The organism is Streptomyces sp. NBC_01450 (genome assembly GCF_036227505.1).
In the GTDB taxonomy this organism is placed as follows: domain Bacteria; phylum Actinomycetota; class Actinomycetes; order Streptomycetales; family Streptomycetaceae; genus Streptomyces.
Genome location: NZ_CP109480.1, coordinates 2,630,495 through 2,653,529 on the forward strand (window position 1 = coordinate 2,630,495; position 23,035 = coordinate 2,653,529).

22 protein-coding genes and 2 pseudogenes are annotated in these 23,035 nt (G+C 68.6%); 16 read left to right on the top strand and 8 right to left on the bottom strand.

The genetic code is table 11. The features are described 5' to 3' along the window. Positions 1-74: 74 nt before the first annotated feature. Positions 75-788: an SDR family NAD(P)-dependent oxidoreductase gene (locus OG568_RS12055; RefSeq protein ID WP_329531469.1), complete on the top strand. Its 714-nt coding sequence runs from the start codon at positions 75-77 to the stop codon at positions 786-788. 38 nt (positions 789-826) lie between these two features. Then, the gene (locus tag OG568_RS12060; RefSeq protein WP_329531470.1) at positions 827-1,198 is read left to right on the top strand and encodes a YybH family protein; all 372 of its coding nucleotides are present in this window, start codon (positions 827-829) and stop codon (positions 1,196-1,198) included. Positions 1,199-1,250: 52 nt separating this feature from the next. Here OG568_RS12060 and OG568_RS12065 read toward each other — a convergent pair whose 3' ends face one another. Next, positions 1,251-1,769: an adenylate kinase gene (locus OG568_RS12065; RefSeq protein WP_266428644.1), complete on the bottom strand. Its 519-nt coding sequence runs from the start codon at positions 1,767-1,769 to the stop codon at positions 1,251-1,253. A 402-nt stretch (positions 1,770-2,171) separates the two neighbouring features. Between OG568_RS12065 and OG568_RS12070 the strand changes: the two genes are divergently transcribed. After that, a complete protein-coding gene (locus OG568_RS12070) occupies positions 2,172-2,294 on the top strand; it encodes a hypothetical protein (protein ID WP_329531471.1) in 123 nt (40 codons plus the stop codon). Positions 2,295-2,309: 15 nt separating this feature from the next. Next, a pseudogene (locus tag OG568_RS12075) lies at positions 2,310-2,846 on the top strand (DUF3103 family protein); the annotation flags it as partial. Here the strand turns inward: OG568_RS12075 and OG568_RS12080 are convergent. The 5 genes from OG568_RS12080 to OG568_RS12100 all read right to left on the bottom strand — a co-directional run bounded on the left by OG568_RS12080 (position 2,788) and on the right by OG568_RS12100 (position 9,411). Continuing rightward, on the bottom strand, positions 2,788-3,297 hold the full coding sequence (locus tag OG568_RS12080; RefSeq protein ID WP_329531472.1) for an O-acetyl-ADP-ribose deacetylase: 510 nt from the start codon (positions 3,295-3,297) through the stop codon (positions 2,788-2,790). The pseudogene OG568_RS12075 and the gene OG568_RS12080 sit on opposite strands and share 59 nt — an antisense overlap. A gap of 77 nt (positions 3,298-3,374) precedes the next feature. Next, positions 3,375-4,847: a beta-1,6-galactanase gene (locus tag OG568_RS12085; RefSeq protein ID WP_266630670.1), complete on the bottom strand. Its 1,473-nt coding sequence runs from the start codon at positions 4,845-4,847 to the stop codon at positions 3,375-3,377. A gap of 180 nt (positions 4,848-5,027) precedes the next feature. Next, complete coding sequence (locus OG568_RS12090) at positions 5,028-6,437, bottom strand: phytoene desaturase family protein (protein WP_329531473.1); 1,410 nt, start codon at positions 6,435-6,437, stop codon at positions 5,028-5,030. Between the two features lie 220 nt (positions 6,438-6,657). Beyond that, positions 6,658-7,503 (bottom strand): inositol monophosphatase family protein, encoded by an 846-nt coding sequence (locus tag OG568_RS12095; RefSeq protein ID WP_329531474.1) that lies wholly within the window; start codon positions 7,501-7,503, stop codon positions 6,658-6,660. A gap of 87 nt (positions 7,504-7,590) precedes the next feature. Then, on the bottom strand, positions 7,591-9,411 hold the full coding sequence (locus OG568_RS12100) for a gamma-glutamyltransferase family protein (protein WP_329531475.1): 1,821 nt from the start codon (positions 9,409-9,411) through the stop codon (positions 7,591-7,593). Positions 9,412-9,724: 313 nt separating this feature from the next. Between OG568_RS12100 and OG568_RS12105 the strand changes: the two genes are divergently transcribed. Next, positions 9,725-10,591, top strand: coding sequence for an SCO2400 family protein (locus tag OG568_RS12105; RefSeq protein ID WP_329531476.1), 867 nt, complete (start codon positions 9,725-9,727; stop codon positions 10,589-10,591). A 79-nt stretch (positions 10,592-10,670) separates the two neighbouring features. On the opposite strand, the gene OG568_RS12110 is transcribed toward OG568_RS12105, so the two are convergent. Then, on the bottom strand, positions 10,671-11,093 hold the full coding sequence (locus OG568_RS12110; RefSeq protein ID WP_266431847.1) for a hypothetical protein: 423 nt from the start codon (positions 11,091-11,093) through the stop codon (positions 10,671-10,673). 368 nt (positions 11,094-11,461) lie between these two features. Further along, a complete protein-coding gene (locus OG568_RS12115; RefSeq protein WP_329531477.1) occupies positions 11,462-12,625 on the bottom strand; it encodes an NAD-dependent formate dehydrogenase in 1,164 nt (387 codons plus the stop codon). A 209-nt stretch (positions 12,626-12,834) separates the two neighbouring features. Between OG568_RS12115 and OG568_RS12120 the strand changes: the two genes are divergently transcribed. The 11 genes and pseudogenes from OG568_RS12120 to OG568_RS12165 all read left to right on the top strand — a co-directional run. Then, complete coding sequence (locus OG568_RS12120) at positions 12,835-13,386, top strand: fluoride efflux transporter FluC (RefSeq protein WP_329531478.1); 552 nt, start codon at positions 12,835-12,837, stop codon at positions 13,384-13,386. Beyond that, complete coding sequence (crcB, locus tag OG568_RS12125) at positions 13,383-13,751, top strand: fluoride efflux transporter CrcB (RefSeq protein ID WP_266587768.1); 369 nt, start codon at positions 13,383-13,385, stop codon at positions 13,749-13,751. The genes OG568_RS12120 and crcB overlap by 4 nt, the downstream gene beginning before the upstream one ends. Positions 13,752-13,896: 145 nt before the next feature. Continuing rightward, positions 13,897-14,175 (top strand): FmdB family zinc ribbon protein, encoded by a 279-nt coding sequence (locus OG568_RS61425; RefSeq protein ID WP_353961899.1) that lies wholly within the window; start codon positions 13,897-13,899, stop codon positions 14,173-14,175. Between the two features lie 192 nt (positions 14,176-14,367). Further along, positions 14,368-15,003, top strand: a complete 636-nt coding sequence (locus tag OG568_RS12130) for an AmiS/UreI family transporter (RefSeq protein WP_329531479.1) — start codon at positions 14,368-14,370, stop codon at positions 15,001-15,003. Positions 15,004-15,027: 24 nt separating this feature from the next. After that, entirely contained in the window at positions 15,028-16,278 is a 1,251-nt protein-coding gene (gene fmdA / locus OG568_RS12135; RefSeq protein ID WP_266428679.1) for a formamidase, read from the top strand. A gap of 63 nt (positions 16,279-16,341) precedes the next feature. Next, the gene (locus OG568_RS12140; RefSeq protein ID WP_329531480.1) at positions 16,342-16,548 is read left to right on the top strand and encodes a hypothetical protein; all 207 of its coding nucleotides are present in this window, start codon (positions 16,342-16,344) and stop codon (positions 16,546-16,548) included. Position 16,549: 1 nt separating this feature from the next. Further along, positions 16,550-17,509 (top strand): D-2-hydroxyacid dehydrogenase family protein, encoded by a 960-nt coding sequence (locus OG568_RS12145; RefSeq protein ID WP_329531481.1) that lies wholly within the window; start codon positions 16,550-16,552, stop codon positions 17,507-17,509. A 711-nt stretch (positions 17,510-18,220) separates the two neighbouring features. Continuing rightward, the gene (locus OG568_RS12150) at positions 18,221-19,627 is read left to right on the top strand and encodes an arylsulfotransferase family protein (RefSeq protein ID WP_329531482.1); all 1,407 of its coding nucleotides are present in this window, start codon (positions 18,221-18,223) and stop codon (positions 19,625-19,627) included. 34 nt (positions 19,628-19,661) lie between these two features. Then, entirely contained in the window at positions 19,662-20,516 is an 855-nt protein-coding gene (locus OG568_RS12155) for a DAPG hydrolase family protein (protein ID WP_329531483.1), read from the top strand. 137 nt (positions 20,517-20,653) lie between these two features. Then, positions 20,654-22,057 (top strand): FAD-binding oxidoreductase, encoded by a 1,404-nt coding sequence (locus tag OG568_RS12160; RefSeq protein WP_329531484.1) that lies wholly within the window; start codon positions 20,654-20,656, stop codon positions 22,055-22,057. Next, positions 22,005-22,810: pseudogene (locus OG568_RS12165) on the top strand (serine/threonine-protein kinase); the annotation flags it as partial. The gene OG568_RS12160 and the pseudogene OG568_RS12165, both read left to right, overlap by 53 nt. Positions 22,811-23,035: the final 225 nt, after the last annotated feature.

Here is a 23,035-nt window from a genome sequence, read left to right on the forward strand (position 1 = left end):
GTGAGAACGGCGGTCGGCAACGAAGCCCCGCTTCATCTCGAACCCCAGAATCCCGGAACACGGAGAAGATCATCGTGAGCTCTCAGAACCAGAAGGTCGCAGTCGTCACCGGAGCCTCGCAGGGCCTCGGCGCAGGCATCGTGGAGGGCTACCGCAAGCTCGGGTACGCCGTCGTCGCCACCTCGCGCACGATCGCCCCCGGCAACGACGCGGGCATCGTGACCGTCCAGGGCGACATCTCCGACCCCGCCACCGCCGAGCGCGTCATCGCCGCCGCCATCGAGCGGTTCGGCCGTGTCGACACCCTGGTCAACAACGCGGGCATCTTCCTCGCCAAGCCCTTCCACCAGTACACCCAGGACGACTACGCCGCGGCGACCGGAGTGAACCTCACCGGCTTCTTCCGCATCACCCAGCTGGCCATCGAGCAGATGCTCGCCCAGGGCGGCGGACACATCGTCAACATCACCAGCAGCCTGGTCGACAACGCCGACGCCAACGTCCCCTCCGTACTCGCCTCGCTGACCAAGGGCGGCCTGCAGTCCGCCACCAAGTCCCTCGCCATCGAGTACGCCACGCGTGGCATCCGCACCAACGCCGTCTCTCCGGGCGTCATCAAGACCCCCATGCACCCCGTGGAGACCCACGAGATGCTCGCCGGACTGCACCCGGTCGGCCGGATCGGTGCGATCAGCGACATCGTCGACGCGGTGATCTACTTGGAGAACGCCCCGTTCGTCACCGGCGAGATCCTCCACGTCGACGGCGGCCAGAGCGCCGGCCACTGACGGAACACGACGACAGAACAGGACGACGGAGAACTTCCATGAGCAGTACGACGGACAACGAGGCGGCCCTGCGGGGCGTCCTCGACCGGTGGAAGGCCGCGGTCGACGCGCACGAACCGGAGCAGGTCGCCGCCCAGTTCACCGAGGACGCCATCTTCCAGGGGCTGCACCCCTACAACGTCGGAAGGCCGGGCGTCGCGGCCTACTACGCCTCCCAGCCCATCGGCATGGCCGCCGCGTACCGGATTCTCGAAACCAGGCGCCTCACCGACGACCTCGTCCTCGGATATCTGAGCGTCGACTTCTCCTTCACGGACCGCCCCACCCTCAACGTCAAACTCGGCGTACTGGTGCAGCGCGTGCAGGGGACCTGGTACATCGGCCACTACCAGGTGTCCCGGCTCGAGTAGTCCGGCTCCCTTACAGCGAGTTCCCCACAGGAAGTTCCCTACAGGAAGTTCCCTACAGGGAGTTCACCCAAGCCGCGGTGTCGCCCGGGCGGCCGAAGCGAAGCGTGTCGAGATGCGCGAAGCGGGGGTCGCCGGTGCGGCGGGCGATCTCGCGGCGCCGGTTCGCGTGCTGGGACCAGGACCACCACAAGGGGTGTTCCCGGCTCAGCCAGCCGGTCCAGGTTTCCCTGTTGCCGCCGAACAGCGGCTCACGTGTGACAGTGCGGCGAACGGAACGGCGCAGGACGCGGGGCAGGACGACGCGTTTGGGATAGTCCAGCCATATCACCGTGTCGGCCCGTTCCCACATCAGGTCACGGACCTCCGGATAGCCGATGGAGTCGATGACCCAGCGGGGTTCGGCGGTGATCCGGAGGACGTCCTCGCTCAACTTCTCGTTCACGGCCCACCCGGCACCGGTGAAGTACAGCGCGTCCATCTCGTGGTACGGCAGGCCGAGGCGACCGCTCAGACCCCGGGCGAGCGTGGACTTACCCGCACCCGTGCTCCCCACCACCAAGATCCGCCGCATCCGGGCATCCTAGGCCCTGTCCGGCGGATCATGCCGGACAGGCCCTGACCACGGGGCACCTACGAGATGCGGGAGATCGTCAACGCGCCGCCGCACGACCGCCCCACAGCGGTGGCAACGCATCCAGGAGGAACCCCGTGCGGCTCACCGTCACCCGGTGTACGGCTGTCGCCGTCGCCCTCGGTGCGGTATCCGCCCTCGCTCTCCAAGGCCTCGCCCTTCCCTCCGCCCACGCTTCGACCCCCGCGGCGTCATCGGCGCCTTCCGACTCCGCCACGGTGGGCGGCATCGAAGCCGCCACCGCACGCGCCGTGGCCCGCTCCCTCGGCAACGCCGACTGGCGGGCGCAGGTACGCACCGCCGCGCTGGGTTCTGAGCGCCGGGCGGACGCCGAAGCAGCCGGTGTACGTCGTCGACATCGACGTGTCGAAGGCCGTGTCCCTCGGCCTCGCGCAGGTGAACAGGGCCTTCGAGAGGGCGGGCCTGCGGGCGCCGATGAAGGCCGCGGCCGGCAATGCCGGGTAGTGGACCACCAAGGTCGATTCGGTCTACCGCAACGACGACGAAGAGCCCTGGGTCCTCGGGGACGCCGAGATCTACTCGATCGTCAGCGGATTCGGCCTGGACGGGAATGTGCGCGTCGACACGGTCACCATGCCGTATCCGGACGACGACCACACCGCCTATGACCCGAACCAGATCCTCGTCAACTGGTCCAACTACAAGTACAACGAAGCCGACGTCGTCATGATGGAGGACGACGGCGACACCAACTACGCGACCTTGGCGAAGGCCCTCGCCGACGCGCTGCCGACCATCACCGACCAGGGTACGTACATCCCGCTGGTGGACGCGATCCCCGCCGCGCTCCCCACGTCCTGGTACACCAACGACGCGGACTACGTGGACTCCTGGTACGCCCTCGCGCGGTCCTCGTCCGGCCGCGTGAACGGTGCCCGCGGCAACGGCTGGGGCGGAGATCCGTATCGCTACGCGGGCAGACGGGCCCCGACCGTCGTCAGCGGATCTGTCGGGCGAACGCCTCGTACGCCCGCTCGTCGAAGAGGACGAACCTGACCTCCTCGACCGACGTCCTCGCGGCCCGTACCGTCTCCACCGCGATCCGCGCCGCGTCGTCCATCGGCCATCCGTAGATGCCCGCGGAGACCGCCGGAAACGCGACCGTACGGGCGCCCAGCTCGTCCGCCACCCGCAACGACTCCCGGTAGCACGAAGCCAGCAGCTCGGAACGGTCCTCCTCGTGGGAGAACCGCGGGCCGACCGTGTGGATCACCCACCGTGCGTCCAACTCGCCCGCGGTGGTGGAGACCGCGCGGCCCGTGGGCAGGCCCTTGCCGTAGTGGGAGGCGCGGAGCCTGCGGCAGTCGGCGAGGACGGCGGGGCCACCACGACGGTGGATGGCCCCGTCCACACCTCCCCCGCCGAGCAGCGACGAGTTCGCCGCGTTGACGATCGCGTCGACGCTCTGGCGGGTGATGTCTCCCTGGACCAGGGTGATGGCGGTCATGACGGCCTCGGCTTCCTCGTGTGCGGTCTTCGATCCTCGCCGCATCGCGCTCCGGCCGCCACGCCGATATCCGACCGTCAGACGACCACTCCGTCGATCTCGAAGGTCTGCACCGATGCGGCGGAGAAGGCCGCCGTCAGTGTCTTGCCGCTCAGATAGGTGTCCGAGTGGGCCGTGTAGAGGTCGCCGCTGCCGGAGGTGACGGTGTTCCAGCGTCGTACGAGTCCGCCGCTGCCCCCGGTGACCTGGCTGAACTTGGACAGGTCGAAGGTGAGGTTCTGCGCGGCGCCGGTGTTGACGGCCACGATGACCAGGCGTTTCGCGCTCGCGTCGTAGGCCGCCGCGGCGTATCCGACACCGGTGTCGATGATGGTCATGCCGGGACGGATGTGCCGGCTGAACTGGGCCATCACGTAGTACTTGGTCTGGACGGTGGTCGGCTGGAGGGTGCTCTGGTCGTAGGCGATCATCGCCCAGCCGGTGCTGGGGTCCATCACCTGCCAGTAGACCCACGCGGTCGGGTGCAGCCAGCGGAAGTCCAGGCAGAGGTTGCTCGCCAGGGTGAGGCCGGTGGCGTCGGCGTCGCCGGTCTCGGAGTTCCACAGCCGCTTGCCCGCCGTGGTGACGACATCGGTGTAGAGGAGGTCGCGGCGGCCGCCGGAGCCCTGGTAACCGTGCACGTTGACCCGGTTGACCTGAGCCTTCGTCGTCGAGCTGAAGGAGCTCCAGGTCGTACGGGCCAAGTCGTAGCTCGTCTCGTCGGACGCGGAGATCAGGGTGCCGGTCAGGCCGCGTTTGTCGAGTTCGCTGCGCAGATACGGGAGGACGGCCGCCTGGACGGTGGCGTCCATGTGGCAGCCCTCCTGGGTGCCCGTCGCCGTCCACCAGCTGGAGGAGGGCTCGTTGAACGCGTCGACGGAGCTGAAGTTCACACCCCAGTTGTTCTTCGCGTAGAGCGCCACCGCGGCCAGGTGGGAGGCGTGCTGACGGTAGTTCCAGGACTGGAGGTTGTTGCCGCCGCCGGACGCGCCGGACGGGTTGTGGTTGAGGCACATCCACCACATCGGCGAGTTGGCGAACAGCTCGCTGACAGCGCCGCGTTGGGTCGCCTTGACCAGGGCCGCCCGCTGGTTGGCGTCGGCCGTCCAGTCCCAGGCGGAGGAGGTGGGGTCCTCGTTGTTCCAGTCCTGCCAGTACCCCTCGATCTGCTTGAACGCCGGGATGTTGGCGGAGGCGACCATGCTCTCGCCGCTCACGGTGTTCCAGCTGCACGCGCCCAGGTTGTAACGGGCGATGTTGAGGCCCAGGCCCGGCAGCGTCTTGCCGCCGTAGGCGACGGACTTGGTGGTGAAGAAGATGTCGGCGAAGTCGTCCCGGGCGCCGAACACGTTGGCCCACCATGCGAGGGAGGTGCCCCAGCCCTCCCAACTACCGTACGAGGTACCGGGGTTGACCCCGATCGTCGCGTCGGCCCGAGCGGTGCCCGTGGCCAGCGCACTGCCGAGCAACGCACCACCCGCCGCGGCCAGCACCGATCTGCGCTTGATCATGTGGAAGTCTCCTGTCACGGTCATGCCACGGCCCCATCGCATGATCGGGCCGCGGCGGAACGTTGTCGAGACGCGTGACAGCGCTTTCTTCCTGTGAAACGAGGTACGGATGTGAGGGCTTGCGCCGCCCCTGGTCAGAACGGGCGGCCACCCTTGGTCACGACTGGCGGCCGCCCCTGCTCAGGACTGGCGCAGGCGCCGCCACACGGCCTTCGCCGCGTTGTGCCCCGACATGCCGTGCACACCGGGGCCCGGCGGGGTGGCCGAGGAGCAGATGAAGACGGCCGGATGCGGCGTGCTGTACGGGAACAGGGAGAGCTTGGGGCGCAGCAGGAGCTGGAGTCCGGAGGCGGCGCCGCAGGCGATGTCGCCGCCCACGTAATTGGCGTTGCGCGCGGCGAGTTCGCGTGGGCCGGCGGTGGCGCGGGCCAGCACGCGGTCGCGGAAGCCGGGCGCGAACCGCTCCAACTGCCGCTCGATCGCATCCGTGAGGTCACCCGTCCAGCCGTTCGGCACGTGTCCGTACGCCCAGAAGACGTGCTTGCCTTCGGGGGCCCGGGAGGGGTCGACGACGCTGGGCTGCACCGTGATCAGGAAGGGTGCGTCCGGCGCCCGGCCCTCGCGCGAGGCCGCGTGCAGGGCGGTGGCGATCTCGGCGCGGCTCGCGCCCACCTGCACGGTCCCGGCGGTGCGTGCCTCCTCGGCCGTCCAGGGGACGGGGCCGTCCAGGGCGTAGTCGACCTTGAAGACCGCCGCCCCGTAGCGATAGTCCTCGTAGTACCGCCCGAAGCCCGCGATCCGGGACAGCGCGGTGGGTGAGGTGTCGAAGACGTAGGCGCGCGCGGGCGGCAGGTCGTCGAGACGCTTGACCTCGTAGTCGGTGTGGACGGTGCCGCCGAGGTCCTTGAGGTACGCGGTGAGCGCGTCGGAGATGGACTGGGAGCCGCCGCGGGGCACGGGCCAGCCGCGGGCGTGCGCGGCCAGCGCGAAGACCAGGCCGACGGCGCCGGTGGCGAGGCCGTCGAGCGGGGCGATGACGTGCGCGACGAGACCGGCGAACAGCGCCTGGGCCCGCTCGTCGCGGAAGCGCCGCATCAGCCAGGTCGAGGGCGGCAGCCCGGTCAGGCCGAAGCGGGCCAGGGTGACGGGGTCGCGGGGCAGCGCGGTCAGGGGCAGCGACATGAAGTCGTGGACCAGCGTGTCCCACTTGGGGAGGAAGGGGGCGACCAGCCTGCGGTACGCACCCGCGTCGCGGGGGCCGAACGAGGCCGCCGTCTCAGCCACGGAACGGGCGAGCACCGCCGCGGTGCCGTCGGGGAACGGGTGTGCCATCGGAAGCTTCGCGTGCAGCCACTCCAGGCCGTACCGCTCCAGGGGCATCGCTCGGAAGGCCGGTGAGTTGATGCCCAGGGGGTGGGCCGCGGAACAGGGGTCGTGCCGGAAGCCGGGGAGTGTCAGCTCTTCGGTGCGGGCGCCGCCGCCGACGGTGTCCCGTGCTTCGAACACGGCCACGGAGAAGCCGCGGCGCGCCAGCTCCACGGCAGCCGTCAGTCCGTTCGGCCCCGCACCCACCACGACCGCATCGAGCATCGACGGCACCTTCGGACTCCTTTGTCAGCCGACGGCCACTGGACATCAGGATATGCCGGGGGACTGACAGCCTTGATGGCGCGGGGGGTTGGGAACCGGGGAGTCGTCCGACGGACGGGGGCTTTCGCCAAGGCACCGTTGCCCGACAGCACCGGGCTTCGCCGGTGGCGGCCCGCACCGGGTTCCTGGAACCACGGGGGCGGCGGGGCCTCCGGTGGGGTCAGAGGCCGGCGGTCAGCAGTCCCCGTACCCGTCGGGCCGTGGTCTCGTCACGGGCCGCGGTGAAGGGCAGCGCGTTGCCTCCCGTGATGCGGAAGGGTTCGCCCGTGAGGGTCAGGTGGGCGCCGCCCGCCTCCTCGACCAGGAGAAGGCCCGCCGCGTGATCCCAGGCCGCCTCCCATGAGAAGGCCGTGGCATCCAACTCACCGCGGGCGATGTCCAGATACTCCAGGCCCGCCGAACCGCAGGGGCGCGGCCGCACGCCCTCGGTGCGCAGGCCGAGGAGGGCGCGCTTCTGCTCGTCGGTGGTGTAGTCCGGGTGGGAGGTGGCTATCTCGAGGTCGCGGCCCGGCATGGGCGGACCCGGGCGCAGCAGCTCGCCGTCGAGGCGGGCGCCCCGGCCGCGGACGGCGACGGCGAGCTGGTCGCGGGCCGGGGCATAGGTCCAGGACGCGTGGACGACTCCGCCCACCGCGAGCGCGACGAGCGTGCAGAAACCGGTGTCGCCGTGCACGAACTGGCGAGTGCCGTCGACCGGGTCGACGATCCAGACCGGGGCCTGGCCCTGGATCGCCTCGTACGTCGCCGGATTGGCGTGGACCGCCTCCTCGCCGACCACGACCGAGCCAGGCAGCAGCTTGGCGAGCGCCTCGGTGAGGTAGGCCTCGGCCTTGCGGTCGGCGTCCGTGACCAGGTCGTGCGGGCCGCTCTTCTCGTCGATCTCGTCCGCGGTCAGCTGCCTGAAGCGCGGCATGATCTCGGCGGCGGCCGCCTGCCGGACCGCTTCTTCGACGTCGGACGTGCGGTGCGCGAGAAACTCGTCGATGGTTTCGAATTCTTCGATCATGGCTCCATGACAGCACGCGCCACTGACAATCCCCACCCCTCCGGTGCACTCCGGGTGGAATCGCCGTGAATTCCCGGAGTGCGCTGCTCAGCGTCCCACCGCGTACCCCTGCATCCCCCGCGGGTTCGCCGCCGCCGACAGCACACCGGTCTGCGGATCCCGGGCGACCGCGCACAGCCGGCCCTCGGACCAGGCCTCGGCGACCTGGACGTCATGGCCGCGACGGCGCAGCTCCTCGACGACCGCCTCGTCCGTGCGGGACTCGACGGTGAGGCTGCCGGGCCGCATGCCGCGTGGGTGGAACGAGCCAGGGAAGCTGTCGTTGTGCCAGTTCGGGGCGTCGATCGCGCCTTGGAGGTCGAGCCCGCCGCGTACCTCGGCGCGCAACGCCACGGCGAGGAAGAAGTGGGTCTGCCACTGGTCCTGCTGGTCGCCGCCCGGGGTTCCGAACGCCATGACCGGCACTCCGTCACGCAGCGCCAGCGAGGGTGTCAGCGTCGTACGGGGACGCCGACCGGGGGTGAGGGAGTTGGGCAGCCCCTCGTCCAGCCAGGCCATCTGGAGCCGGGTGCCGAGCGGGAAGCCCAGCTCGGGGACGACCGGGTTGGACTGCAGCCAGCCGCCGCTGGGGGTGGCCGCGACCATGTTGCCCCAGCGGTCGACGACGTCGAGGTGGCAGGTGTCGCCCCGGGTGCCGCCGTCCCGGGCCACTTCGGGTTCCCCGGCGGTCCTGGCGACGGTGGGCTCGCCCGCGCCCGGCGCCGCCGGCGCGTCGAATCCGGGCTCCCCGGCGGCCACCCCGCGCGCGTGGCCGCTCAGCACGGGGGTGCGCCCTCCGGGGCTGCCGGGGCGCAGCTCGCAGGAGGCCTTGTGTCCGATGAGGGCGCGCCGCCCGGCGTTGTACTCCGGCGACAACAGCTCGTCGAGGGGCACCTCGGCCGCGTCGCCGTACCAGGCCTCCCGGTCGGCCATGGCGAGCTTGCAGCCCTCGACGAGCAGGTGGACGTACTCCGCGGAGCCGTACCGCGGCAGCTGGGGCGGGAGCAGGGCGAGCTGCTGGAGGAGGACCGGGCCCTGGCTCCAGGGGCCGGCCTTGCACAGGGTCCAGCCGCGCCAGTCGTACGTCGCGGGGGCCTCGTAGCTCGCGGACCAGGAGGCCAGGTCGGTGGCCGTCAGGGTGCCGGTGTGGTGCTTTCCGCTGGTGTCCATGGTGGGTCGCCGGGCCTGCCGCACCAGGGCCTCGGCGATGAAGCCCGAGCGCCAGACGCGGCGCGCGGCCTCGATCTGCGCGACGCGGCCGGCCTCTTTGGAGACCTCGTCGAGCAGTCGGCGCCAGGTCGCGGCGAGGGCGGGGTTGCGGAACAGTTCGCCGGGGCGCGGCGCCTTCCCGCCGGGCAGATACACCTCGGCCGACGAGGTCCACTCGGTCTCGAAGAGTTCACGCACCGACTCCACGGTCTCGCCGACCCGCTCGACGGGCGGGTGCCCGTCCTGCGCGTATCCGATGGCGTACTTCATGACGTCGGCGAGGGACCTCGTACCGTGGTCGCGCAGGAGCAGCATCCACGCGTCGAAGGCACCGGGCACGGCGGCGGCGAGCGGCCCGGTACCGGGTACGAGATCCAAACCGAGTCCCCTGTAGTGGGCGATCGTCGCCCCGGCGGGCGCGACGCCCTGCCCGCACAGCACCCGCACCTCGCCGCCCGCCGGGGCGAGGATGATCGGGACCTCGCCGGCGGGTCCGTTGAGGTGCGGCTCGACCACGTGCAGCACGAAGCCCGCGGCGACGGCGGCGTCGTAGGCGTTGCCGCCGTCCTCCAGCACGGCCATCGCCGACTGCGAGGCGAGCCAGTGCGTGGAGGACACCATGCCGAAGGTGCCCTGGAGGGTGGGACGGGTCGTGAACATACGGCCTCTCACCTCGCTGTTTGCGCTCATCGGACGAATCGGTCGGCGCTCGGGACCGGTCCTGGGGTGAATCCGGGGAGTTCGGGGTCGGAAGTCTCCCCCCTCCGCTCCCCCGGCAGGCTACCGATCGCCCCGCGCCCCCTGTTCCCCGCCTCCGGCACACGCGAGGGGCCCGGAGAATCCGCACAAGAGTGCCACACGGGCTGCACACAGGCTTTCGAAAGCCTCGTTAGGTTGCTGGCTGTTCGATTCCACGTACGGACGTGACCCTGCCCCCGCAGGGCGACGGCATGCCAACTCAGGAAGACCGCAAATGGACTACTGCTCCTCGTGTCGCCGGCATCTCAATGGCGCTCTGGTGTGTCCCGGGTGCGGTGCCTACGCACCGGACATCGCACCGGCCACCGCCGACGATGGCATCGTCCCGACCTGGGCCGGCATGGCGACGACGGGCACGACGGTGAGCGCATCGGTGCCGTGGGAGTACACGGCCTCGGACATGTGGCACGACGGCCGCTTCCGTGACGAGGCAGCGGGCGAGGCCGGCCTGGAGGAGGCGCCGCAGACCGACCCGTACGGCGACTTCGAGGGCGCGACGCCCGCACCGCCAGGGCGGGCGGCGCGGCGTCGCCAGATGGCCCGCTGGAAGAAGAACCAGCGCCGGGCCGTGGTCGCGACCGCCGTCGCACTCGTCGGAGGCGGCCTGACCGTCGCCGGGATGGACCGGCACTCCGCCGGCCGGGCAGAGGCGGCCACAGCGCCGGACATCACGACCATGGGCACCGCGGACGAACAGGCGAGCGAGCAGCCCCCGGCGTCGCCGGTACAACCCGAACGTCACCGGTCCTCGCCCACTCCCCCCGCGCAGTCGCCCGTGGCCGAGCTCACGCGCCGGCAGCCCGCCGCCGCCCTGCCCCACAGCACGTCGCAGAGCGCTCGGCCGTTCGCCGCCGCCTCTCCCGATCCAACGGCGACGTCGGCGACGTCGGTGACCTCTCAGCCTCGGACCGTCTCCCCGTCCTCCGTCGCAGCGGTGCCCGACCACGCCGGTACGGGGGCGAACCAGACGTCCACGTCTACCGGCGCGGATGACACGGCGCCGGGAACACCGCAGGCGAGCCCCTCGCCGGCAGCGACTTCACCCTCGCACCTCTGCCTGCTCGTGGTGTGCCTCGGCTGACCGCGTCGAGCCGCGCATGCGGACGGTGCCTACGGGGACCGTAGGCACCGTCCGCATGCGCGGCTCGAACTCGGGCTCCTCAGAGCTTCCCGCCGATCTCGCATGCCTGGCACGGCGGCCGGCCGCAGGTGCACTGCGTGATGGCTTCGAGGACGTCGCGATCGTGGTAGAGGCACTCGTCCTTGCAGGTGTGACGCGGGATGAATCCCGCCGGGATCTCACCGGGCCACGGCTCGTGACCGTCCCGGCAGCGGGCGAACCGCTCGGGGTCGGTGGAGTGCAGGTCGTGCATGCTCGACCGCGCCTCGTCCTCCAGCTTCCGCACCCGCTCCACCAGACTCTTCAGCTCGGTGGCGATGCTGGAGTACCGGTCGGCGCCGGTCCTTACGTGTGCGGCCCGCAGTGCCATCGCCGCGTTGCCCAAAAACCGGCCGGCGTCCTGAAGATCGGTCACGTGATGCAACTGAATGCCGTTCACGCCCCGGACCCATACGGCGTCCATGCTGCTCACTGATCCACCTTTCCGACGTTCGCCTTGATTATCTTGCGAAACAGTATGCGTGGCACCGATGCCTCCGCATAGAAAAAATTTGTCTATTTAGCAAACTAAAGGTCCCGGTCGCGTCCTGCCAGCAGATTCGGGGTGAGTCCGCTCACAGGAGTCATGGGCTCACAACAGGCATGACACAGCCGAAGGTCCATTGCCCACTCAGTGATGGATCTTCGGCCGCGTCTTCCAATTGATCTTCTGCTGATTTCCTGACCGCCGTCCGTTATTGAGCCGGAATTATCAGGCTGCCTGTCGGTAAGGCGCTGATCAGAGGCGTCGCTGTTACTGGCGGCAACCGCTCCGCTCCGGCTCAATATGCGTTATCCGGCGACCGTGTAGGAGCGCGCTCCCGTCCCGGCAAGCCCACCACCGTCGACGATCAGGTACTCCGGGCGGATGGGGCGCCCGTCGAACCAGCATTCCAGGATCTCCCGGGTACCGGCCGCGTAGCGGGCCTGCGCCGAGAGGGTCGAACCGGACACGTGCGGCGTCATCGCCTCGTACGGCATGGTGCGCCAGGGATGGTCGGGCGGCGGCGGCTGCGGATACCAGACGTCACCGGCGTAACCGGCCAGTTGGCCGCTGTTGAGGGCCCGCACCACGGCGTCCCGGTCGACGATGAGCGCGCGTGCGGTGTTGACGATGTACGCGCCGCGCTTCATGGCGCCGATCAGGTCGTCGTCGAAGAGGTTCTGCGTCTGGGGATGCAGCGGAGTGTGGATCGAGAGCACGTCGACCGAGGAGACCAGCGAACGCACGTCGGGATGCCAGGTCAGCTCCAGCTCCTCTTCGACCTCCTTGGGCAGCCGGTGCACGTCGTAGTAGTGCAGCTTGACCTCGAACGGCTTGAGGCGGCGCAGTACCGCCTGGCCGATGCGGCCGGAGCCGAGGACACCGACGTCCATGCCTTCGAGGTCGTAGGCGCGCGAGACGCTGTCGGCGATGTTCCAGCCCTTCTTGGCGGTCACCCAGTCGTGGGCCGGCATGTAGTTGTGCACCAGGGTGAGGATCTGCATGACGGCGTGCTCGGACACGCTGATGCTGTTGCTGTAGGTCACCTCCGCCACTGTCATGCCGTGGGCGATGGCGCTCGGCAGGTCGACATGGTCCGACCCGATCCCGGCTGTGATCGCGAGTTTGAGCCGGGGGGCGGAGGCGATCCGCTCGGGGGTCAGGTACGCGGGCCAGAAGGGCTGCGAGATCACCACGTCCGCGTCGGGCAGCTCGCGGTCCAGGGTGGAGTCCGGCGCTTCCTTGTCGCTGGTGACGACATAGGTGTCGCCTCGGTCCTCCAGGAACCGGCGTAGTCCCAGTTCTCCCGAGACGCAGCCGAGGAGCTGTCCCGGGGTGAAATCTTTGGTTTGTGGGGTCGGCGCTGTCTGACCGCCCGGATATCCGGTGATGGCCGGAATCTCGTCGCGGGCGTAGTCGGGAGGATAACCGCCCACGGGGTCGGGATAGAGCACCGCAAGGATCTTTGCCATGGCCGTCCTCCATCGGTGGGGCCGTCGCTCCGGCTGAACCGGTCGGGTACCGATGATCTTGAATTTTAGTTGAGCATCCGTTGCCGCGGCAATCCCCGCGGATATTATCGAGGTGAGCCAGTGGATAAGGATGCGGATATTCGGCGAGGCCTGCGGCAGGAGTTCGGGCGGCAGCGTGTACCGACCCGTGTTCTGTACGGAGGCTTCTGATGCGGGCGAACGAATCCGGGCCCGAGAGGGAATCCCGAGGGCCTCACGTCGCCGAGCCCCAGCCGGGAGGCGATCCCACACCGTCACGCGAGCCGTTCCGCTCACGTCTGCGCAAGGGCGTCGTGGCGGCGGTCGCGGTCGGCGGCGTTCTGGGCGGGTCGGCCCGTTACGTACTGGGACTGACGTTTCCCACACCTCGGGGGACGTTTCCGTTGACGACGTTCGCCATCAACGTGTCCGGTGCGTTCCTGTTGGCGCTGCTGCTCGTGTACGTACTCAAGATCTGGCCGCCGACCCGGTACGTGCGACCGTTCGCCGGCGTCGGGTTCCTCGGCGCCTTCACCACTTTCTCGACGTGGATGGTCGACACCGATCGCCTTCTGGGTCACGGCCACTACGTGGTCGCGGCGTTGAACGTCTTCGGCAGTCTGTTCGCCGGCCTGGCCGCCACCGTTCTGGGCCTGACGATCGGCAGAGTGGCCCTGGCCCGGCGGGTGCGGCTCACCGCGCGGCACGGCCACGCCCGCCGGTACGGCTGGTGGGTCCGGTGATCACCCTGCTCGCCGTCGGTGCCGCGGCCGCGGTCGGGGCAGTCGCACGCTACGTACTCGACCAGTACGTGCAGTACCGACGCCCGGGCCTGTTCCCGCGCGGCACGTGGCTGATCAACATCACCGGTTCGTACGTGCTGGGCATCGTGATGGGGCTCGGCGCACGGCACGGACTCTCGGATCAGGCCGTACACATTGCCGGCGTCGGATTCTGCGGCGCCTATACGACGTTCTCCACATTCAGTTACGAGTTGGTCCACCTGCGCGAGAAGGGACAGGTCAGAAAGTCCCTGCTGTACGGCGCTTCGAGCCTCGTGGTGGGTCTGTCGGCGGCAGCGGCGGGGCTCGCCATCGGATCGTTCTGAGAAAGGACAGGCCCAGCCGTCAGGGACTTGACACGTGGATCTACGAGACGTCTCCTTGAATGTAGGAAACATGCCGTGGCGTACGCCTATCCGGGCACGCCACAGGCGCTCGGGTCGGCCAGCCACCGACATCCGGAGGCTGCTGATGGCAACCTACGAATATCTATGCAGCCGCTGCGGGCCCTTCGATGTGAAGTTGGAAATCGGGACGGCGCCCAAAGCTTATGGTTGCCCTGTTTGCGCAGGCGCTGCGAGACGTGTGTATTCCTCGCCCGGTCTCTCGCTGACCCCGAACGCGGTCGCCGCCCTCCATGTCCGGGAGGAGCAGGCGCGTGAGGCCCCGGCAGTAGTCTCCCAAGTGCCGCCACGCAGAGGGGTGCCACGGCACCCGCACCCCGCACTCCCGCGGCTGCCGCGTCTCTGAGGGCGGTGGTCGACAAGGCGGAACGTCTCATGCGGGTTTCGGCATCGGAACACGACGTCGTTCCCGTAGCGGTGCGCGGAATGCGGAATCACGCGACGCGGGCCGGGAGCCGAGCCGCGCGCTCGGCAACTCATCGACGGCCAGGGCGCCACGCGATTACGTCCCCCACGCGGACTTAGGAGGTGTGTCCCCGTGGGAAACGTGGGACTGCTCTTTGTCGGTGCTGTGCTGTTCGTGAACGGGCTGTTGCTGCTGGGGAAGGTCGACGCCAAGTCCGCAGCAGTGTTCAACCTCTTCGTGGGCGGACTGCAGGTGCTGACGCCGACCTACCTCATCTTCACGGCCGGTGACGACCAGATGAAGATTCTGGCGGCATCCGGAATCTATCTGTTCGGATTCACCTACCTCTATGTAGGTATCGTCCTGCTCGCAGGAATCGACAACATCTGTGTCGGTTACTACTCCCTCTTCGTGGCGATCGTGGCCCTGGGCTATTCGTTCGTCAATTTCCACCTCTTCAAGGATTACCCGTTCGGAGTCATCTGGCTCTACTGGGCCTTCCTGTGGTTCCTGTTCTTCCTGCTGCTCGGTCTCAAGAAGACGGGGTTGTCCGAATATACGGGCTGGGTGACGGCGATCGAGGGCTGGGTCACGGGTGTCATTCCCGCAGCGCTGCTGCTTTCCGGTTACTGGAAGCACACCACGGAGATCGCCATCGCCCTCGGAGCCTTCGGTGTCGTCGTGTTCGCGGCGCTGTGGCCGCTCACCAGGAAACAGCGGCAGTCGGCCCCGACGGAATCGGCCGGAAGTACAGGCACAACGTCCTGACCGGATCAAAAATGAGAGGCTGTCATGCCTGAAATTCTCTTCACTGTGGACCACAGCAAGTCGATGCGTGACCAGGCCGTGCCCGGCCACAACAGGTGGCACCCGGACGTCCCCACCGTCGCCATGGTGAAGCCGGGAGCGGAGTTCCGCATGGAGTGCCGTGACTGGACCGACTGTCAGGTCGGCAACAACGACTCCGCCAACGACGTACGCGACATCGACCTGACCATCCCTCACATGCTCAGCGGCCCGATAGGCGTGGAGGGCGCCGAACCCGGCGACCTGCTCGTCGTCGACATCCTCGACCTCGGCCCCGTGCCGCAGCAGACCGGGGACGCGGCAGGACAGGGCTGGGGCTACACCGGCATCTTCGCCAAGGCCAACGGCGGAGGCTTCCTGACCGACTACTTCCCGGACGCCTACAAGGCGGTATGGGACTTCCACGGGCAGCAGGCCGTCTCCCGCCACCTTCCCGGGATCCGCTTCACCGGAATCACCCACCCCGGGCTGTTCGGAACCGCCCCGTCCGCCGAGATGCTCGCCCGCTGGAACACCCGCGAGCAGGCGCTGATCGACACCGACCCGAACCGGGTCCCCCCGCTCGCCGTACCGCCGGACGCCACCAACGCGCTCGCCGGCACAGCCACCGGAGACCTCGCACGGCGCATCGGCGAGGAAGGCGCACGCACCGTGCCGGCCCGCGAGAACGGAGGCAACCACGACATCAAGAACTTCACGCGGGGATCGAGAGTCTTCTACCCCGTACACGTCAAGGACGCGAAGCTGTCCGGAGGCGACCTGCACTTCAGCCAGGGCGACGGAGAGATCACCTTCTGCGGCGCCATCGAGATGGGCGGCTTCATCGACTTCCACGTCGACCTGATCAAGGGCGGCATGGAGACGTACGGCATCTCCACCAACCCCGTGTTCATTCCGGGCAACGTCGAGCCGAGGTACACGGAGTTCCTCACCTTCATCGGGATCTCCGTCGACCACGACACGGGCACGAACTACTACCTGGACGCGACGCTGGCCTACCGACGGGCCTGCCTCAACGCCGTCGAGTACTTCAAGAAGTTCGGCTACAGCGGAGAGCAGGCCTACCTGCTGCTCGGCTCCTCCCCCATAGAGGGACGCATCAGCGGCATCGTCGACATCCCCAACGCCTGCTGCTCGCTGTACGTACCCACCGCCATGTTCGACTTCGACGTCCGGCCGACCGCCGCCGGCCCGATGAAGGCCGATCGGGGCAAGTGCGCACTGTCCACGGCCTGAACCGGACAGCGGGGGAAAGCGGCCCTGCCGACCGACACATCAGGGGCGTCACCGAAACCTCCGGTGACGCCCCTTCCACTCGGCTCCGAGCTGATCCTTCATCCCGTCACTCCTTCGTGGTCCCGCGGCCCGCAGCATGGCGGCCATCTCGGCCCGGTGGGCGACCCGTTGTCCGGTGCCGTGATCGACCGGGGCAGGATCGTGCTGCCGGGCGACCCCGGACTGGGCGCCTGCCCGCGCCCCGACAGCGAGAACACCTGGGAGAAATGACATGCGATTCCGATGCGCCGTACTCGACGACTTCCAGAACGTGGCGAGCACATGTGCCGACTGGTCGACGCTGAGCGATCGGGTCGAGGTCGTCTCCTTCACCGAGCACTTCGCCACCGAGGGCGAACTCGTCGCGGCCCTCGTCGACTTCGACTTCGTGGTCACCCTGCGCGAGCGGGTGCCTTTCCCTGAGTCGCTGCTGGACCGGCTGCCCCGCCTGAAGCTGCTGATCGCCTCCGGCATGCGCAACTCGGTGATCGACTACGCGGCCGCGAAGGCGGGCGGCGTCACCGTGTGCGGCACCCAGAGCTCCTCGACGCCGCCGGTCGAACTCACCTGGGCCCTGCTGCTCGGACTCGCCCGCGGCATCGTCCAGGAGAACAACGCCCTGCGCGACGGCGGCCCCTGGCAGTCCACCGTCGGCGCCGACCTGCACGGCCGCACGCTCGGCCTGCTCGGTCTCGGCAAGATCGGCAGCCGGGTGGCCCAGGTCGGACTCGCCTTCGGCATGGAGGTCACCGCCTGGAGCCAGCACCTCACCAAGGAACGCGCTGACGAGGTCGGCGTCGAACTCGCCTCCTCCAAGGAGGAGTTGCTCACGAACAGCGACTTCGTCTCCGTCCACCTCGCGCTGAGCGACCGCACCCGGGGCCTGCTCGGCGCCGCCGAGCTCGCCCTGTTCAAGCCCACCGCCTACCTGATCAACACCTCGCGGGCCGCGATCGTCGACCAGGACGCCCTGCTCGCGGCATTGCACGAGGGCCGCATCGCCGGCGCCGGCGTCGACGTCTTCGACGTCGAACCGCTGCCGGACAACCACCCGATGCGCACCGCACCGCGGCTGCTCGCCACCCCGCATCTCGGCTATGTGTCCCGCGCCAACTACGCGCGCTACTACGGCCAGGCCGTGGAGGACATCCAGGCCTACCTCGACGGCGCTCCGGTCCGGGTCCTCGGCTGACGTGCCGTCGTGAGACCCGGCGGTGTGGCGGAGTCGGCCGGTCGACGTGCTCACGGGCTCCGGGGCGGAGGAGGACGAGGAGATTCTCGCGGCGGCTCGCGTCCTGCTCGGCGCGGACCAGACCCAGGTCCTCGAAGGACGGCGGCGAAGCGTGGCGGACGCGGATCACACTGGGGCAAGAACACGCCCGACGGCTACCGGACCGGGCTGTCGGAAGGCCGACTCGTCATCACCCCGTCGCACTGGAACTGCCGCATGTCCGGGTGAGGCCGCACCTGCCGAACGGCCTACCTGAGTGGCCTCCAGCAGGCGCGGGCCTCCCTTGCTGCATACCGTCGCCAGAGGAACAACTCCCGGTCTCGATCGTTCCGGGTCGGAGGGGTGGACCGAACAAAGCGTTCGAAGACGAGCGGCACCGCCATCGGAGAAGGGTTCCGGGTGCCAAGGAGGTCGGCGATGGTGACGCGCGAGCCGGGGGTCCGCCGGACCCGGAGAAGGACCCGTCGCGCCGTCGGAGCCTGCGTGCTCGCGGCGGGGTGTCTCTTCGCGAACTGCGTGCCGTCGGCCACGGCGAGTCCCCAAGGGGGCGCGTCCCGCCGGTGCGCGACGAAACCCTTCCCTCCATCGGAAAGTACTCCACCCCCGATCCTGTCGGGCAGCGACGTGTGGAGCTTCGTCTCCGAACCGGGCCTTCACCCCATGCGGGTGACCGTGACCGCGAACAAACCGGGAACGGCTCACGGAGACATCTTTGTCGCCCCGTTCAGCGCGGACCAGATGGTCGGCCAGACGGGGGCACTGGTCAACGACGACTCGGGGGATCCGGTCTGGTTCCGCCCACTGCCTTCCACGAACCTCCAGAACGCCGACTTCAAGGTCCAGACCTATTACGACGGCCGCGGAGGCCGGGGACAACCGGTGCTGACCTGGTGGCAGGGGACTCTCGCCCTTCCCCCGGCGTATACGAACCTGCCGGCCGGTGCGCCGGAACCGGGCGGGTGCTACTACATCTACGACACCCACTACCGTCTGCTCAAAACGGTCTTCGCGCATCACGGCTACTACCCGGACGAGCACGAATTCACCCTGACCCGCAGGGGCACCGCACTGTTCATCGCCTCCAAACCGGTGCCCATGGACCTCACACCCTATGGGGGTCCGAAGAACGGAGCCATCGAGAACAGCGAGATCCAGGAGGTCGACCTCGCCACGGGGAAACTCCTCTACTCATGGAACGCGTTGGAGCACATCGACCCCGCCGATTCCGAGGAGGAAGCCTCCAGCGCTTCGTCGTCCGGCGGAGTGTGGGATGCCTTTCACATCAACTCCGTCGACGAGGGCCCTGACGGCCGGCTGTTGATCTCGGCCCGGAACATGTGGGCGATCTACGACGTCACCAAGAAATCCGGGAAGGTCCGCTATCAGATCGGGGGAAAGAAGAGCGACTTCACCTTCGGTCCGAACGCGGACTTCTATTGGCAGCACGATGCCAGATTCCGGCCAGGAAACCGGATCAGCATGTTCGACGACGGCTGCTGCGACCTTCCCGACGGCTCCCCCGAACAGCGTTCGCACGGCCTGATCCTCAACCTTGATCTCCGCAGCCACAAAGCGACGGTGGACAAGACCTACTACCACCAGCCGCCGTTGGAGTCACCGACCCAGGGAAACACCCAGGCCCTCCCCAACGGCAACGAATTCATCGGGTGGGGTCAGAGCCCGTACTACTCGGAGTACGCGGGTGCGGGCAACACCGAGGGCGACGGCTCGCGGAACCTGCTCTACGACGCGAAACTGCCGGGCTCCGACATCTCTTACCGAGCCTTCCGCGACAAATGGATCGGCACGCCCTACTACCCACCGAGTGCGGCGGCACGGTCCGCCGGCGGGCACAGCGTCGTCTACGCCTCCTGGAACGGCTCGACACAGACCGAAGCATGGCAAGTACTCGCCGGATCCGACCCCAAATCCCTGTCGGTCGTCGTCGGACACGCCCCACGGTCCGGATTCGAGACCGCCGTCACCACGCCCACGCCAGGACCGTACTTCAAGGTCAGGGCGCTGGATGCGAAGGGCGGGGTCATCGGGGAATCCCGCGTGCTGAAACTCTCCGGCTGACCTTTGACGGGGGGGGACATGGAGGAGTCACGGCATGACGGAGGTGAGAGAACTGCGCCCGGACCCCGCTCGCCGGCCCCACCTGGGAATGCACGCCGGCGAACTCGACGGCAAGTGGTACGCCAAGTACTGGAACCCGGTGATGGCACCAATGCCGGAGCACATCAAGGAGGCGATCGGTCTCGGCCCTCAGGCGCCCCCCTTGTGCCTGAGTCCGGACGACGCGGCAACGCTGAGCGACACCAGCTATCAGGAGTTCGAGAACGGATACAGCCTCTTCAGCGACGGATCCATGCACGTCGCCACACTGACCCGCATGCCGAGAGTCTCTCCGGTCATGGTGGACTGGTGGTTCTGGTGGCACGCCACGGAGACCCAACGGTACAAGCTGTGGCATCCGCGTGCTCACCTGTACACGGAATGGTCCGGAGGCACGGTGGACCAGAGTGCTCCCTACCGCGACAGGTATATCGGGGGTACATCGTTCGTCGACGAGTACGTCGGCAGTTCGCTCGGCGAGCTCGCCATCCAGTTCGTCCATCCCGGCAGGCTGGGATTCAGCGACAACAGCCTCGATCCGGACCAAGCCACCGCGATCTGCGCCACGGTCGGGTTGTCCAGCGTTCCGCTCGACTGGGGCCACCTGGTCCACTACGTACGCCGGGTGAAGGGCGGCGCCGAGATGCGTTCGCGCTTTTGGATGGGCGGGAAATACGTCGCACTCCGCGCGGGAGCCTCCCTCACCGACGAACTCGAAACAGTAGCAGAGGGTCTGCGGCGTCTCGGGGACGGACACGCCCGCGCCATGGTCGTGCATTGCTCGCGGGAGATGAACCATCTCGCAGCGTTTCTCCCGGATATTTTCGAAGAGTTCCAAAGATCCGAATAGGCTCGGCGGTCCGCAGGGCCTGTCCTGCCGCTCGCCGCGGTTCGGTCGGGTGCCTCGAACCGTCGGCATCTGATCCTCGTCCGAATTCAGTCCGTCACGGTTGCGCCGGTTCACGAGGATTCCCGAAAGGAGAGGGCATGTCGACCCGGATCGAGGGCAGGGTGTTGCGGCGCGGTGACTACCGTTACGAGAGTCGGCGCCGTGAGGCGTGCTGGCACGCGGGCGTGCCGGACCGCTACCCAGAGGTGATCGTGCTGGCGAACAACGAGGACGATGTCGTCGCGGCGGTGCGGCTCGCCAGGGAGGAGGGCCTGCGGATCGCGGTGCGGTCCGGTGGCCACAGCTGGTCCGGGTCGCACCTGCGTGACGGCACGGTGCTGATCGACCTGTCGAACCTGCGGCACGTGGCGGTCGACAGGGAGGCGATGACCGGCACCGCCCAGCCCGGAATCAAGGGGTCGGAACTCAACGCGATGTTGGCCGAGCAGAACCTGTTCTTTCCTACTGGCCACTGCACGGGCGTCTCCATCGGCGGGTACCTGCTGCAAGGCGGGTTCGGCTGGGCCGGCCGGGACTACGGACCGGCGTGCATGTCGGTGACCGGCATCGACGTGGTCACGGTGAGCGGCGAACGGATCCACGCCGACGAGACGCGGAACGCCGACCTGTTCTGGGCGGCCCGCGGCGCCGGTCCCGGCTTCTTCGCCGTGGTGACCAGGTTCTACGTCAAGCTGTACCCGCGCATGCGGGTCACGATGAACAGCGGCTACTTCTGGCCGGCCTCGGCCGCACAAGACGTCTACCGGTTCGTCCACGAGATCGGCCGTCAGACCCCGACCGAGATCAATCTCTTGTGCTACCGCGACCCGATGACGGACGGCGAGCCTCTCATCTCACTCAACGCGACGGCCTTCACCGATACGGAGGAGGAGGCCAGGGAACAACTGTCGATCTTCGAGTCCTGTCCCGCACGCCCTCACGTGCTCACGACGCGGCTCAACAAGGTGACGGACATCGGAACCCTCAGCCGATACGGCACTGATCCACATTGCGACGAGACCAAGCGCTACCTGGCCGACAACATGTGGACCCATGCCTCCTTCGATGACCTGTGGCCCAACTTCGAGGCCATGCTGAAGACCTGGCCGCCGGCGCCGTCGCACCTGGTGGTGTTCAACTGGGGAGGATACGAGAGACAACCCGAACGTCCGTCGATGGCGTACTCGGTGGAGGACGAGCTGTACTACGGGCTGTATGCGGCCTGGACCGATCCGGTCGACAGCCGGACTTACACGAACTGGGTGACCAACCACATGCGAGCGTGGGAGCCGTATGCCAGCGGCATCCAGCTGGCTGACGAGAACCTGGTCAACCGCCCGTATCGCTTCGTGACCGATGAGAACCTCCTACGGCTCGACGCCCTCCGCACCGGATGGGACCCCGACGGGCTGTTCGTGTCCTGGCTGGGTCGGCCTGAACTGCGTACCGATGCCGCTGCCGCTGATACCGAGGAAAGCCCGGTCGCCGGCCCGAGCAAATGATCGGAGCGGAGACCAACGGTCCCGGGGCGGGCACCGACTGCTCGCCCGGCTCGGAGCCGGCGGCATGGGCACGGTCCATCTGGCCCGCGCCGCCGACGGGGCGGTCGTCGCCGTGAAGATGATCCGCGCCGAGTACGCGGCGGATCCCGTCTTCCGGGCCCGCTTCCGTCGCGAGGTACGGCTGGCCGGCGGGCTCACCGCCCGCTGGGTGGTACCGGTGACGGCCGCCGACACCGAGGCGCGCCCCGGCGGGCTCACCGCCCGCTGGGTGGTACCGGTGACGGCCGCCGACACCGAGGCGCGCGAGCCGTGGCTGGCCACCGCCTTCGTGCCCGGCCCGTCACTGGCCGAGACGGTCGACGGACACGGTCCGCTCCCCGCGCACACCGTCGTCGTACTCGGTGCGCGGCTGGCGCAGGCGCTGGCCGAGGTGCACGCGGCGGGCCTGGTCCACCGCGACGTCAAACCCGGCAACATCCTGCTCGCCCAGGACGGGCCCCGGCTGATCGACTTCGGCATGGCCCAAGGCACCGGCACCACCACGCTGACCGCCCCCGACGCGATCATCGGCACCCCCGGCTACCTCTCCCCCGAACAGGCCCAGCCCCATGAGGGCGAGGTGGGCCGCCCAGCGACGTCTTCTCCCTCGGCTGCGTGCTGGCGTACGCGGCCGCGGGCCGACGGCCGTTCGGGATCGGCGACGCGGCCGCGGTCCTGTACCGCACCGTCCACGAGGGCCTCGATCCCTCAGGTTCGTTCCCGACCGGCTAAAACCCCTGGCTGTCGGCCAACCAGTGGTGACAGTATCCGCTGCATGACCTATGGAATCGAGTCCTACCCCACCCGATGAGCGCCCAGGCAGGCGGTGGAGTCCCCGCCCCTCGGCCCTCCCTGTACGCGTACGCGTTGCGCCTGTACCAGTCGAAGCCCGACGGTCGACCGCCTCACGGCGGCTACCCCTTGCCTGACCCGCCACCG